This is a genomic window from Streptomyces racemochromogenes, from assembly GCF_044129415.1.
Taxonomy (GTDB): Bacteria; Actinomycetota; Actinomycetes; order Streptomycetales; family Streptomycetaceae; genus Streptomyces; species Streptomyces racemochromogenes_A.
In genome coordinates this window covers 21,476-35,446 of sequence record NZ_JBBDHD010000046.1, presented here as the reverse complement: position 1 = coordinate 35,446, position 13,971 = coordinate 21,476, and the positions used below count along the sequence as shown (strand labels likewise).

The window sequence follows — 13,971 nt, the reverse complement described above, 5'->3', positions numbered from 1 at the left end:
GGCGCCGGCGCCGTCCGCCTCCGCGCAGGAGGCGCACACGACGCGGAAGGGCGTTCCCCTGCCCGAGGACCGGGTCGGGCACGCGGCCTTGACCCTCTCCCGGCCGGCCCGGCCGCCGCGCGCCCTCCGGGCCCCGGGCCCCGTAGCGCCGTCGCGCCCGCGGGGTCCGGGACCGAAGCCCCGGCCGCTCCCCGGTCCGCCCCGCGGGGTCACGTCACGGCGCGGCCAGCGCGAGCGCGTGGTCCAGGGCCTGGAGGAGGCGGCCCGTCGTCGCCCGGTCGCGGACCGCCAGCCGCAGCCACGACCCGTCCAGCCCCGGGAACGTGTCCCCCCTCCGCACCGCGAAGCCCAGCGCCCGCAGCCGCGTGCGGACCTCCGTCGCGCCGGCGACGCGGATCAGGACGAACGGCCCCTCGGCCACCCCTACGACCGTGACCTCATCGAACTCCGCCAGCCCCGCCAGCAGGTGCGCCCGGTCCACCGCGATCCGGCGTGCCGCGGCCTCCGCTTCCTCCAGTGCCTCCGGCGCCACACACGCCTCGGCCGCCACGAGCGCCGGCGTCGACACCGGCCACAGCGGCTGCGCCGCCGCCAGCTTCGCGATCACCTCCGGCTCGGCCAGCACGTAGCCGATGCGCAGCCCCGCCAGCCCCCACGTCTTGGTCAGGCTCCGCAGCACCACCAGCCCCGGCACGTCCATCCGCCCGGCCAGCGCCTCCCGCTCGCCCGGGACCGCGTCCATGAAGGCCTCGTCCACCACCAGGATCCGCCCCGGCCGGGCCAGCGAGGCCAGCGTCGCCGCCGGGTGCAGGACCGAGGTCGGGTTGGTGGGGTTGCCCACCACCACCAGGTCCGCCTCCTCGGGCACCGCCGCCGGGTCCAGCCGGAACCCGTCCTCGGCCCGCAGCACCACCCGCTCCACCCGGTGTCCGGCGTCCCGCAGGGCCGCCTCCGGCTCGGTGAACTGCGGGTGCACCACCACCGGCCGCCGCGCGTCCAGCGCCCGCGCGATCAGTACGAACGCCTCCGCCGCCCCCGCCGTCAGCAGCACCCGCTCGACCGGCAGCCCGTGGCGCCCCGCCACCGCGGCCCGCGCCGCCCGGCCGTCCGGGTAGGCCGCGAGGTCGCCGAGGGAGGCCGCGATCCGCTCCTTGAGCCACGCCGGCGGCGTGTCCGACCGTACGTTCACCGCGAGGTCCACGAGCGCGCCGCCCGCGTCGGCCACCTCCGCGTCCCCGTGGTGGCGCAGGTCGTGCTCCTCCGCGGTGGCCACCGCGCAGGTCGCCGCCACCGAACGCCGCTTGGGCACCAGGAGCTCCCCGCCCCCCGCCAGCGCCGCCGCCTCCGCCACCGAGGCGGTCCCGGCGGCCTCGCGCACCGCCGGCGACGGGTGCGGTACGGGGATCCGCGCCAGCTGCTCGGCCGGGTAGCCGATCAGCGGCACGCCGAAACGTTCCGCCGCACCGGCGATCCCGGGCTCCAGGATCTTGGAGTCCACCGTCGCCAGTGCCGCCACCGCCCCGTCGGCCAGCCCTGCCCCGCGCAGGGTCTCCTCGACCAGCGCGCAGACCTCCGCCACGGAAACCCCCGCGCGCCCGCCGACTCCGACCACCAGCCGCGTCACGTACTCGCCCACCGGCGTCCTCCCTCCGTACTGGTGTCCGTCGTCTGTCGTCATCACCGTGACGCCCCCCACCCGCGCGGCGGAAGGGCGCCCGGCGCCGCTGAGCGGACGGACCCGTCCGGGATCACGGCCGGGCCGCTGGAGCCGCCGCGAAGCCCGCCGCGGCCGCGGCGAACCGGGAGGCCACGGACGGCTGCGCCGCCCAGTGCGTGTGCAGGTAGCTGGCGTGCACGTTCCCCCGGACGAAGCCCTCGACGCGGCGTTCGGGGTGCGTGAACCCCCAGGCGGGGGCGGCGCCGGCACCCGGCTCGACCACCGTCCGGTGGAACTCGTGCCCCCGCAGCCGGGTGCCGGCCGCCGCGAGCGGGCTGTCCGACACCGCCACCGCCTCCCGGTAGCCGAGCGTCAGCCGCTCCGACATCCGGGCGTCGGCGTCGAGCACCCCGCACATGGGCTTGCCGTCCAGCGACCGTGCCAGGTACAGCAGCCCGGCGCACTCCGCCGCCACCGGCCCGCCGGCCGCCGCGAAGGCGGCGACGGCCGCGCGCAGGGGCTCGTTCGCCGACAGTTCCGGGGCGTAGACCTCGGGGAAGCCGCCGCCGATCACGAGGCCGCTCGTGCCCTCGGGGAGCGTCTCGGCGTGCAGGGGGTCGAACGTCACGACCTCCGCGCCGGCGGCACGCAGGAGCTCGGCGTGCTCGGCGTAGGAGAAGGTGAACGCGGGGCCTCCGGCGACGGCGACGAGAGGCCCCCCACCCCGCCCCTTCCCGAAACCGGGGGCGCCGCCCCCGGGCCCCCGCGCCTCGAACGCCGACCGGGCCGGATCTGCCCGCCCATCCGGCGAGGCCGGCTCCGCCGCGAGCGCCGCCCCCGGCGACCACGCCTCGCACTCCAGCGCCGGCGCGGAGCGCGCCAGCGCCAGCAGGGCGTCCAGGTCGCAGCCCGCGCGCACCTGGTCCGCCAGGGCCGCCACCGCGGCCAGCGCGTCGGCACGCCGCTCCGCCACCGGGACCAGGCCCAGGTGCCGGGACGGGGTCGCCACCTGCGGAGCACGCCGCAGGACGCCGAGGACCGGCGTCCCCGCCTCCTCCAGCGCCTCCCGGAGCATCACCTCGTGCCGGTCGGAGCCCACCTTGTTCAGGATCACCCCGCCCAGGCGCACCTGGGGGTCGAACGAGGCGAAGCCGTGGACCAGCGCCGCCACCGAACGGGACTGCGAGGAGGCGTCCACCACCAGCACCACCGGCGCCCGCAGCAGCTTCGCCACCTGCGCCGTCGACGCCAGCTCGCCCCGCCCCGCAGCCCCGTCGTACAGCCCCATCACGCCCTCGACCAGCGCGAGGTCGCACCCCGCGGCCCCGTGCGCGAACAGCGGGGCCACCCGTTCCGGCCCGCACATGAACGCGTCGAGGTTGCGCCCCGGCCGGCCCGTCGCCAGCGCGTGGTAGCCGGGGTCGATGTAGTCGGGCCCGGCCTTGTGCGGGGACACGGCCAGGCCGCGCCCCGCGAAGGCCGCCATCAGGCCCGTCGCCACGGTGGTCTTGCCGCTGCCGGAGGACGGCGCGGCGATGACCAGCCGCGGCACACTGGACGAGGTCACCACTCGATGCCCTTCTGGCCCTTCTGGCCGGCGTCCATCGGGTGCTTGACCTTGGTCATCTCGGTGACCAGGTCCGCGAACTCCACCAGCTTCCCGGGGGCGTTGCGGCCCGTGATGACCACGTGCTGGGTGCCGGGCCGGTTCCGCAGCACCTCGATCACCTCGTCGACGTCGATCCAGCCCCAGTGCATCGGGTACGCGAACTCGTCGAGCACGTACAGCCGGTGCGTCTCGGCGGCCAGGTCCCGCTTGACCTGCTCCCAGCCCTCCTTCGCCGCCTGCTCGTTGTCGAGCTGCGCGTCGCGCTGCACCCAGGACCAGCCCTCGCCCATCTTGTGCCAGACGACGGAGCCGCCCTCACCGGAGGCGCCCAGCACCTTCAGCGCGTTCTCCTCGCCGACCTTCCACTTCGCCGACTTGACGAACTGGAACACCCCGATCGGCCAGCCCTGGTTCCAGGCGCGCAGCGCCAGCCCGAAAGCCGCCGTCGACTTGCCCTTGCCGGGGCCGGTGTGGACGAAGACGAGCGGACGGTTGCGGCGCTGACGCGTCGTGAGCCCGTCGTCGGGAACGACGGTCGGCTGTCCCTGCGGCATTACGCGGCCCTCCTGGTGGGTTCGTTGGTCACTGCGGTACGTACGTTCTTGACGAGCCCGGCCAGCGAGTCGGCCCGCAGCCCGTCGAGGGTCACGGCGGGCGCGCCCAGATCGGCCGCCAGCACCCCCGCGAGCCCCAGCCGCACCGGCCCGGACTCGCAGTCCACCACCACCGACGCCACGCCCTCGGCGGCCAGCAGCCGGGCGCTGCGGCCCGACAGCTCGCGCGGGTCGCCGCCGACGGACCCGGCCGAGGTGGCCCGCCCGTCGGTGACGACCACCAGCAGCGGACGGCGCGAGGGGTCCCGCAGCCGCTCGATGCGCAGCACCTCGTGGGCCTTGAGCAGGCCCGCCCCGAGGGGGGTGCGGCCGCCGGTCGGCAGCTTCTCCAGCCGGGCCGCGGCCGCGTCCACCGAGGAGGTGGGCGGCAGCGCCAGCTCGGCACCCGCGCCGCGGAAGGTGATCAGGCCGACCTTGTCCCGGCGCTGGTAGGCGTCGAGCAGCAGGGAGAGCACCGCTCCCTTGACGGCGCTCATCCGCTGCCGGGCCGCCATCGAGCCGGAGGCGTCGACGCAGAACAGCACGAGGTTGCCCTCGCGGCCCTCGCGGGTCGCCTGCCGCAGGTCGTCCTTGCGCACGACGAGACCGGGCCCGGAGCGCCCGCGCGCCTTCTGGTGCGGGGCGGCCGCGTGCACGGTGGCCGCCAGGTGCAGTTTGGTCAGCTGCCCCCGGGGGCGCTGCGCGCCGGTGGTGCGGCCGTGCGCGGTACGGGCCCGCGAGCGCCGGCCGGCCGCGCCCTCACCGAGGCCGGGCACGCTCAGCATCTTGGTGCGGAACGGTTCGGCGGCCGCCACCGCGGCCTGTTCGGCCGCCCCGGCCCCGGCCCCGCCCTGGGGGGCGGAGGGCTGTGTCCCGGCGGACTCCTCCTGCCGCGGTGCGTCGGGGGTGTGCCCGGTCTCGGGACCACCGCCCTGCGGCGGAACCCCGCCGCCGTCCCCGCCCGGGCCGCCGTCCCCGCCGCCGTTGTCGTCCGGGCCCTGCGGCTCCGGGTCGGGCTCGGGCTCCGGCTCCTCGTCGGGGAAGCCGTCCAGGATCTCGTCGAGCTTCTTCTCGTCCAGCCCGGGCGCGTCGAAGGGGTTGCGCCGGCGGCGGTGCGGCAGCGCCAGCAGCGCCGCCTGCCGGACGTCCTCCTTGAGGACGGAGGTCCGTCCTGCCCAGGCCGCCAGGGCGGTGGCCGTACGGGCCATCACGATGTCGGCGCGCATGCCGTCGACCTCGAACCCGGCGCAGGTGGCGGCGATCTGGAGCAGCGCGGTGTCCCCGAGCGCCACCTGCGGGAGCAGCGCCCGCGCGGCCACGACCCGGGCGCGGACCTCGCTCTCGTCGCCGGCCCAGCGGGCGGCGAACCCCGAGGGGTCGTCCTCGTACGCGAGCCGGCGGCGCACCACCTCGACGCGCTGCGCGGGCTCCCGGGAGGCGGCGACCTCCACGGTCAGGCCGAACCGGTCGAGCAGCTGCGGCCGCAGCTCGCCCTCCTCGGGGTTCATGGTGCCGACGAGGAGGAAGCGGGCCGCGTGGCGCACGGAGACGCCCTCGCGCTCCACGTACGAGGCGCCCATCGCGGCCGCGTCGAGGAGGAGGTCGATCAGGTGGTCGTGGAGGAGGTTGACCTCGTCGACGTAGAGGATCCCGCGGTGCGCGTCGGCCAGCAGGCCGGGCTCGAAGGCCTTCACGCCCTCGGCGAGGGCCCGTTCGATGTCGAGGGCGCCGACGAGGCGGTCCTCGGAGGCGCCGACGGGCAGCTCGACCATCCGCGCGGGGCGCCCGGCGCCGGGGCCGGGCTCGTGCGGGCCGTCCGGGCAGGCCGGGTCGGGCGCGGCGGGCGCGCACGAGAACCGGCAGCCGGGGACGACGTCGACGTGCGGGAGCAGCGCGGAGAGAGCGCGCACGGCGGTGGACTTGGCGGTCCCCTTCTCGCCGCGCACGAGCACACCGCCGACCGCCGGGCTCACGGCGTTGAGCAGGAGCGCCAGCCGCAGGTCGGCCTGGCCGACCACTGCGGTGAACGGGTAGGGCGTGCTCATGGGTTGCTCACTCCTCGGATGTGCGTGTGTTCGGGGGCGGAGCCGGGGGTGCCGCTGCGCGGAGCCGCATGCCGGCGGGGCTGACGATCCGGCCCGTCCGGCGTTCGAGGACCGGGGGTCCGGGGGCGGAGCCCCCGGTTTCGGGAAGGGGCGGGGTGGGGACCGGCCGCCCGCCGGGCCGGCCCCCTCACGGGGCGCCCGGGGGGAGGAAGGGGAGGCCCGTGGGGGCGCCTCCCTCGATCAGCCGCAGCAGCGCGTCCGTATCGGCGTGCTCCTCGATCAGATCGCCCAGCAGGTCCAGCTGCTCCTCCCGCAGCGCGGCGAACGAGGTGTCCGGCGCCGGGACGAAGCGGCGTCCCGCGGCGGCGGCGACCTCGCGGAGGAACGCCCGGCGGAAGCCGTCCGACTCCAGCGAGCCGTGCCAGTGCGTGCCCCACACCGCCCCCACCCGGCACCCGTCCAGGAACGGCTCGCCGCCCAGGACGTCGGCCACCCCGTGGTGGATCTCGTAGCCCGAGACCTCTTCGCCCAGGGCGGTGCCCACCGGCCGGGCCAGGGTCTTCTCCACCGCGAAGCGCACGCGCACCGGAAGCAGCCCCAGCCCGGCCACCGAGCCGGCCTTCGACTCGACCTCGTCCTCGATGTGCTCGCCGAGCGCCTGGAAGCCGCCGCAGATGCCCAGCACCGGACGCCCCTCGGCGGCGCGCCGGGCCAGTGCGCCGGCCAGCCCCCGCTCCCGCAGCCACTCCAGCGCCTTCACCGTGCCGCGCGTACCCGGGACGACGACCAGGTCCGCGTCGGCCAGTTCCTCGGCCCGGTCCACGAACCGCACGACCACGCCCGGTTCCGCCGCGAGCGCGTCGACGTCCGTGAAGTTCGACATCAGCGGCACCGCGCACACCGCGACCCGCAGCACGTCCTGCCCGACCGGCGGGGCGACGACCGACTCGCGGACCGCGCCCCGCAGGGAGACCCGCAGGCCGTCCTCCTCGTCGATGCCCAGCCCGTGCCGGAACGGGAGGACCCCGTACGTCGCACGCCCGGTGAGGGACCGCAGCATCTCCATGCCCGGCTCCAGCAGGGACACGTCACCGCGGAACTTGTTGACCACGTACCCGGCGATCAGCGACTGGTCCTCGGGCGACAGCAGCGCCGTCGTCCCGAAGAACGAGGCGAAGACCCCGCCCCGGTCGATGTCGCCGACGACGACCACCGGGAAGCGCGCGGCCCGCGCGATGCCCATGTTCACGATGTCGGTCCGGCGCAGGTTGATCTCGGCCGGACTGCCCGCCCCCTCGCAGATCACGGCGTCATACGTGCCCCGCAGCTGCTCCAGGCAGTCCGTGACGATGCCGAGGAGCTGCTCCTGGCGGCCGCCGTGGTAGCCGCGGGCGCTCATCTCGCCCACCGGCTTGCCCAGCAGCACCACCTGGCTGCTGCGGTCGCTGCCGGGCTTGAGCAGCACCGGGTTCATCAGGGCCGTCGGCTCCACCCGGGCGGCCTGCGCCTGCATCGCCTGCGCCCGGCCGATCTCCGCGCCCTCGCGGGTCACGAAGGAGTTCAGCGACATGTTCTGCGCCTTGAACGGGGCCACCTTCACGCCCCGGCGGGCGAGCCAGCGGCAGATGCCCGCCGTGACCACGCTCTTGCCCGCGTCGGAGGTCGTCCCCGCGACCAGCAGGCCGCCGCCGCGCCGAGTGCCGCTCATGCCCGTCCCCTTTTCGTCTTCGCGGTCTTCACCGCGGCCGCCACGGCGCAGCGGGCCGCCACACAGGCGCCCAGCGCCAGCCAGGTCACCCGCCGCGACAGCCGTACCGCGCGTTCGATGTCGGCGACCTCCACCGGCCGCCCCCGCTCTCCGTTGAGCACGGCCCGGTGCTCGACCCGTCCCGCGTAGGACAGGGTCCCTCCGAGCCGGACGCCGAGCGCACCGGCGAAGGAGGCCTCGACGGGGCCCGCGTTGGGGCTCGGGTGGGCGGCGGCGTCGGCGCGCCAGGCACGTACGGCGCCCCGCCGGTCGGGGCCGGCGGCCACGGCGGCGAGGGCCGTCAGCCGGGCCCCGGGCCAGCCGGCGAGGTCGTCGAGCCGGGCGGAGGCCCAGCCGTAGCGCAGGTAGCGCGGCGACTTGTGGCCCACCATCGCGTCGAGGGTGTTCACCGCGCGGAAGGCCAGCAGCCCGGGCACCCCGGCGGCGGCCCCCCACACCAGGGCTCCGACGACCGCGTCGGAGGTGTTCTCGGCGACGGACTCCACGACGGCCCGGGCCATCTCCCGGTCGTCCAGGGCCTGCGGGTCGCGCCCGCACAGGTGGGGCAGGCGCTCGCGGGCCACCTCGGTGTCCCCGGCGGCGAGCGCACCGCCGATGGCGCGGGCCTCCCGGCCGAGGGTGGTGCCGCCGACGACGGCCCAGGTGGCCGCGGCGGTCAGGGTGATCCGGGCGGCCGCGGGCCGGGAGCGCACGGCGCGCGCGCCCAGCGCTCCGACGGCGGCGGCCGTGCCGGCGCATACGAGGGTGTGCAGGACGCCCCGGGCGCGGTCGTCGCGCCACAGGGCGCGCTCCACGGCGGCGGCGGCTCGTCCGAAGGCGGCCACGGGGTGCCCCCGGCGGGGATCCCCGAGGATCCGGTCGCCGATCAGCCCCGCCGTGACGCCGTACGCGAAGACGCGGTCGGCACGCATGGTGGCAGGTATGTCCTCACTCAGGGTCCGCGCCCTGGTTCGACGTGTCCGGCGGCGAGAGTTCCTGGCTCCCGGGGCGCACGCGCCGCGTGCGTTCCGGTGACAGTGGCGGGACCGCGCCGGATTCGCACCGGACTTCCTCTCCATGCCGCCGTGTTGGCTCGGGCAGTCCACCACGGTCCGAGAACGCCCGTCAACTTACCGTTGACCTGCGGTGGGACGGGGGAGGGCCGGCGAGCGGCCGGGGCCCGGCGGGGCCGCGGGTACGCGAAAACTCCCCCCGGGGATGACCGGGGGGAGTTCGGGTACGCGGGGTCGCCGCGCCGGGGCGGGGTGGGCCTCAGCTGACGATCAGGTAGATGGCGTAGGCCACGGCCGCGGCGCAGAGCGCGAAGCAGGCGTAGGCGCCGCTGCGGGCCAGGGCGGCGGTGCCGCCCTGCTCGGTGGCGGCCTCGTGCTTGGAGAGGCCCACCAGGCCCAGGCTGAACAGGGCCACGAGGGCGACGGTCGCGGAGAGGCTGACCCCGAAGACGGAGCCGAGTGCTGCCCAGTCGATCTTCATACTGCCGATTCCTCTGTCGTTCTCGGGATCAGACCGCGGCGGCCGGAGCCGTCGGGGCGGCCGGGTTCGCCGTGGCGGCCGGGATGGTGGCCTTGAGGTCCTCGTCGGTCACCGCGGCGGTGGTGCCGGCGGCCGCGGCGGCGGTCGGCGGGACGGTGACCGCCGCGATGGCGGTGGTGACCACGCCGGGCTCCTCCGCCTCGGAGACGGCGGCCGTCTCGTTGACGTTGGTGTGGTCGACGACCTGGCGGCGCGAGACCAGCCAGATGGCGAGGCAGGAGCCCACGAGGAAGACGGTGACGGCGGCGACGCCGATGTCACCCGTGCGCATGACCAGCTCGGCGCCCGCGGAGACCAGGGCGGCGGCCGGCAGGGTCAGGCCCCACGCGACGAACATGCGGGTGGCGGTGGACCAGCGGACCACACCGCCCTTGCGGCCCAGACCCGCGCCCATGACCGCGCCGGAGCAGGCGTGGGTGGTGGAGAGGGAGAAGCCGAGGTTGGAGGAGGCCAGGATGACGCTCGCGGCCGAGGTCTGGGCGGCGAAGCCCTGCTGCGGCTGGAGGTCGGTCAGGCCGCTGCCCATGGTGCGGATGATGCGCCAGCCGCCGATGAAGGTGCCGAGCGCGATCGCGGTGCCCGCGGAGACGATGACCCACACGGGCGGGTTCGCGCCGGAGTCCAGGGCGCCGCCGGCGACCAGGGCCAGCGTGATGATGCCCATCGTCTTCTGCGCGTCGTTGGTGCCGTGCGCGAGGGAGACGAGACCGGCGGAGGCGATCTGACCCGCGCGGTAGCCCTTGGTGGCGGTCTTCTCGCCGACCTTGCCGTTGAGCTTGTACGTGACCTTCGCGGCCAGCATCGCGGCCACACCGGCCACGATCGGAGCGGCGACCGCCGGGATGAGCACCTTGGTGACGACGACGTCGCCGTTGACCGCGCCGAGGCCGGCGGAGGCGACCGCGGCACCGATCAGGCCGCCCATCAGGGCGTGGGAGGAGCTGGAGGGGAGTCCGACCAGCCAGGTGACCAGGTTCCAGAGGATCGCGCCGACGAGCGCGGCGAAGATCACCTCGGGCTGGATGCCCTGTTCGTTGACGAGCCCCTTGGAGATCGTCTTGGCGACCTCCACGGACATGAACGCGCCGACGAGGTTGAGCACGGCGGACATGGCCACCGCCGTCTTGGGCTTGAGGGCGCCGGTCGAGATGGTGGTCGCCATCGCGTTGGCTGTGTCGTGGAAACCGTTCGTGAAGTCGAACACGAGAGCGGTGATGATCACGATCCCGAGGAGAAGCGTTATGTGCTCCATTTACCCAGGCTTCTGTTTGGCGTCAGTGGCACGGCGACCGTAGGCAACCTGGGTGAACGGAAGATGAACTGGCTTGGGCGGGGTGGTGTCCCCCGTGGGCCTCCCATCAGGTCCTTCGTCCCGATTCTTTCGTAGTTATCGCCATTCATGCACGTCAGGACCGGGTAAACGGAACCTCTCGGCGGGGCTCGCGGACCCGTTCGCGGCCCCCTGCGCGGCGGTGAAAGAGAGGTAGATCACTCCGCCTCGGGAGCGCCCTCCGGTGGCCGCCGTGACCCCCCGCGCCGACACTGGAACGGTGCGTACCGCCACTGCGACGGCCGCTGCCGTCACCACGACCCTGATCGGTGCCGGAGCGGCCGCGGCCCTGGCCGGCCGGTACGCCGCCGACGCCGCCCTGCGGCCCGCCCCCGGCCGCCCCCTGCCCGGCGGCCCGCGCCTCAGCGTCCACTCCGCCGACGGCGAGCGGGTGGTGCTCACCCGCTCGCTGGGCTCCCTGCGCCCCGGCGTCCACGGGCTGACCGCGCCCGGTGTGCACGCCGCCGTCGGTCCGGTCCTCGACGGGGTCCCGCACGACCCGGACACCGTCGTACGCCGCCTCCTGCGCGTCAGCCACGGCGTCCTCGAACCCGGCACCCGCGTCACCCTCACCCCGCAGGTGTACTCGGGCAACCCGCGCACCGCCCTGGGCCTGGAGCACGCCGACGTGGACGTCCCCGGCGAGCTCGGCCCCCTCCCCGCCTGGTTCGTGCCCGGGGACCGGCAGACCTGGGTGATCACCGTCCACGGCCTCGGCGCCGGCCGGGAGCACCCGATGGTCGTCATGCCCTTCCTGCACCGCCTCCGGCTGCCCGTGCTCTCCCTCGGCTACCGCGGCGACCTCGGCGCCCCCGCCTCCCCGGACGGCCTCGGCCACCTGGGCGAGTCCGAGTGGCGCGACCTGGACGCCGCCATCCGCTACGCCCTGCGCTACGGAGCCCGCCGCGTCGTCCTGCACGGGTGGTCCACCGGCGCCGCCATGGCCGTGCGCGCCGTCGAGCGGTCGGCGCTCGCCGGCCGGATCTCCGGGCTGGTGCTCGACTCGCCGGTCCTCGACTGGCACACCACGCTCCGCAACCTCGCCGCGGCCCGCCACACCCCGGCCCCGCTGCTCCCGCTCGCCGTCCGCGCCGCCGAGGGCCGCGCCGGGCTGCGCGCCGACCACCGGGCGCCGTTCGCGGACCCGGGTGCGCTCCGCGTCCCCGTCCTGCTCTTCCACGGGCCCGACGACACCCTCGCGCCCTGGGGGCCCTCCCGCGCGCTCGCCGCCGCCCGGCCCGACCTCGTCATCCTGCACACCGTCCGGGACGCCGCCCACGGGGCGATGTGGAACGCCGACCCGGCCCTTTACGAGGAGGCGCTGCGGCGCTTCCTCACCCCCCTCATGTGACCTTCACGCGGTACCGCCGAGGCTCCACAGAAGAGGCGTTACGGGAGGCGTCTTGTGGCGCTGGAGTGAAGGCGGTGTGGCGGACGGGACCGGGTGGGTGGTCTGTCCCGGTTCCTCCACCCCGTGACCTGTGGAAATGACCCGTTCCGTTTGGGCTTTCGGCCAGTGACGGGCGAGACTGCTTCCGTGACGTCCCGAAAGCCTGATGAGCAGTTGGCTCGCGACTCCAGACTCCGACTCGTCTCCCCGCGCTCCGTGGCCACGGCGCGCAAGGCGGTGACCGACCGGCGAACCCGGCCGGCCACCCGGCCCCCGGCGGGCACCCCCGCCAGGGCAGACCTGGCGAACCGCGCCCGAACCTCCCTGGCCGACGCGGTACGGCTGGCCCGCTGGGCCGAGGTGAACCTCGGCACCGGCGACGGCGGCCGCCCCGCCCCGGCCGGAGCCCTGCCCGCCGTCGACGTCGAGCGGGCCGCCGCGGAACTGGGCCTGACGCACGGCCAGATCCGCGTCGGCTGGGACCGCGCCCGGCTCTCCGGCCTCGTCGAGGTCCACGGGGGCCAGGCCCGCCCCGGCTGGCGGCTGCGGGCCTGGGACCGGGACGACACCGCCGTGCTGCGCGGCTGGGTCGCCCTCTTCGACGCCTGGTCCCTCGTCCACCCGGCGCCCGCCGACATCACCCCCTCGGCCGTCGCCGAGGTGGTCGAGGCGATGCCCCAGCTGCTCTCGCTGCTCCAGCTGTCGGCCGGCCCGGTCACCGTCCCGGACCTGCTCGACCTCCTCGGACAGCGGGTCACCGAACTGCGCGACGAGCGCTGCGAGGTCCCCTACGAAGCGGAGCCCGCCGCCGCTCCGGCCGCCGCCTCCGCCCCCGCGGAGCAGCGGGCCCTCCCGCTCGCCCGGCTGCTGCGCTGGGCACTGGGCGGACTCGCCGCCGTGGACGCCGTCACCCTGGGCCCCGCACAGGCCGCCCTGACCCCGCTCGGCAGCTGGGCCGTCTGGGTCAAGCTGGAGCAGATCTGCGTCGCCGCCCAGAGCCCGGCCGGGAACATCGAGCAGTCCGCCGCCGCCATGCTCCACGGCTGCGCCGGCCTCACCCCCGGACCGGCCCGCGCCGAGTACCGGGCCTGGCTCGCCGCGCGGCCCGTCGGCCACGCGGTCAGCGAACTGCTGCACGCCGCCCGGGGCGAGGACGCCCTGCTGCGGGGCCTCGCCTTCGAGGCCCTGCGCGTGGTCGGCGCCCCCGCCGAGCCCGAGGTGCGCGCGGCCGTACGGGAACCCGCCCTGCGGCCCTACGCCCTGCTCTGGCTGGCCGAGCACGACGGGGTGGACCCGGAGGACGCGCAGGACGTCCTCACTCCCGAGGAGGCCACCTGGCTCTGGGTGGACACCGCGGCCGCCATCGCCGACCACGGCGAGGCCGATCTGCTCGCCCGCCACCTCGACTCCGCGGTCCGCACCACCGTGCCGCGGCTGCTCGACGAGGTGCGCGCCGTCGGCCATCCGCGCACCGTGCAGGTGCTGGTCGCGCTGGCCGCCGCCCATCCCGACCCGGCCCTGGCCAAGGCCGTCCGGCGGGCCGCGTTCCAGGTCCACACCGGCGGGGTGTGAGCCCTGGCCGGGCGGTTACGGGACCCCGCGCCCCGAGGGGGCTGCGCCGGCCGGCCGGTCAGAGCTGGGGGGCGTAGGTGCCGAAGCTCCAGACGTTGCCCTCGGCGTCGCGGGCCATGTAGTCCCGCGAGCCGTAGTCCTGGTCGGTGGGCTCCATGAGGATCTCCACGCCGTGCTCGGCCGCCCGCCGGTGATGGGCGTCCACGTCGTCGACGACGATGTAGACCCCCGCCGGGCCGGCCGTCTCCATGACCTTGTCGAAGACCCCGCCGCGCCCCTTGCTCCCCAGCATCACCGCGCCGTTCCCGTAGGCCAGCTCCGCGTGCATCACCGAGCCGTCGTCGCCCTCGTAGACCGCGACCTGGGTGAACCCGAAGGCCTCGGTGAGCTGCTGGATCGCTGCCTTCGCGTCGCGGTAGAGCAGGGCGGGGTAGATGGACGGAACGCCTGCCATGACGATCACTCCCTCTCGTG

At 75.9% G+C, this 13,971-nt stretch carries 11 protein-coding genes and 1 riboswitch; of the genes, 2 read left to right on the top strand and 9 right to left on the bottom strand.

Features of this window, described 5'->3' with window-relative positions; all coding sequences use genetic code 11:
• Positions 1 to 214 precede the first annotated feature (214 nt).
• The 8 genes from cobC to WDV06_RS18940 all read right to left on the bottom strand — a co-directional run bounded on the left by cobC (position 215) and on the right by WDV06_RS18940 (position 10,457).
• Positions 215 to 1,678: an Rv2231c family pyridoxal phosphate-dependent protein CobC gene (cobC, locus tag WDV06_RS18975; protein WP_395510945.1), complete on the bottom strand. Its 1,464-nt coding sequence runs from the start codon at positions 1,676 to 1,678 to the stop codon at positions 215 to 217.
• Between the two features lie 70 nt (positions 1,679 to 1,748).
• Positions 1,749 to 3,227 carry a cobyrinate a,c-diamide synthase gene (locus WDV06_RS18970; RefSeq protein WP_395510944.1) on the bottom strand — a complete coding sequence of 493 codons (1,479 nt, stop codon included), beginning with the start codon at positions 3,225 to 3,227 and terminating at the stop codon, positions 1,749 to 1,751.
• Positions 3,221 to 3,820, bottom strand: coding sequence for a cob(I)yrinic acid a,c-diamide adenosyltransferase (gene cobO / locus WDV06_RS18965; protein ID WP_356849307.1), 600 nt, complete (start codon positions 3,818 to 3,820; stop codon positions 3,221 to 3,223). Before cobO ends, WDV06_RS18970 begins: the two co-directional genes overlap by 7 nt.
• Positions 3,820 to 5,904: a putative cobaltochelatase gene (locus WDV06_RS18960; protein WP_395510943.1), complete on the bottom strand. Its 2,085-nt coding sequence runs from the start codon at positions 5,902 to 5,904 to the stop codon at positions 3,820 to 3,822. The genes cobO and WDV06_RS18960 overlap by 1 nt, the downstream gene beginning before the upstream one ends.
• Before the next feature lie 187 nt (positions 5,905 to 6,091).
• Complete coding sequence (locus WDV06_RS18955) at positions 6,092 to 7,612, bottom strand: cobyric acid synthase (protein WP_395510942.1); 1,521 nt, start codon at positions 7,610 to 7,612, stop codon at positions 6,092 to 6,094.
• Complete coding sequence (locus WDV06_RS18950; protein ID WP_395510941.1) at positions 7,609 to 8,583, bottom strand: cobalamin biosynthesis protein; 975 nt, start codon at positions 8,581 to 8,583, stop codon at positions 7,609 to 7,611. The genes WDV06_RS18955 and WDV06_RS18950 overlap by 4 nt, the downstream gene beginning before the upstream one ends.
• Before the next feature lie 58 nt (positions 8,584 to 8,641).
• Positions 8,642 to 8,725, bottom strand: a riboswitch (cobalamin riboswitch).
• Between the two features lie 198 nt (positions 8,726 to 8,923).
• On the bottom strand, positions 8,924 to 9,145 hold the full coding sequence (locus WDV06_RS18945) for a hypothetical protein (RefSeq protein ID WP_344154622.1): 222 nt from the start codon (positions 9,143 to 9,145) through the stop codon (positions 8,924 to 8,926).
• A 28-nt stretch (positions 9,146 to 9,173) separates the two neighbouring features.
• Complete coding sequence (locus WDV06_RS18940; protein WP_395510940.1) at positions 9,174 to 10,457, bottom strand: inorganic phosphate transporter; 1,284 nt, start codon at positions 10,455 to 10,457, stop codon at positions 9,174 to 9,176.
• A 298-nt stretch (positions 10,458 to 10,755) separates the two neighbouring features.
• Between WDV06_RS18940 and WDV06_RS18935 the strand changes: the two genes are divergently transcribed.
• Positions 10,756 to 11,886, top strand: a complete 1,131-nt coding sequence (locus WDV06_RS18935; protein WP_395510939.1) for an alpha/beta hydrolase — start codon at positions 10,756 to 10,758, stop codon at positions 11,884 to 11,886.
• Between the two features lie 186 nt (positions 11,887 to 12,072).
• Positions 12,073 to 13,497, top strand: a complete 1,425-nt coding sequence (locus WDV06_RS18930; protein ID WP_395510938.1) for a hypothetical protein — start codon at positions 12,073 to 12,075, stop codon at positions 13,495 to 13,497.
• A gap of 58 nt (positions 13,498 to 13,555) precedes the next feature.
• Here WDV06_RS18930 and WDV06_RS18925 read toward each other — a convergent pair whose 3' ends face one another.
• Entirely contained in the window at positions 13,556 to 13,951 is a 396-nt protein-coding gene (locus tag WDV06_RS18925) for a VOC family protein (RefSeq protein WP_395510937.1), read from the bottom strand.
• Positions 13,952 to 13,971 lie beyond the last annotated feature (20 nt).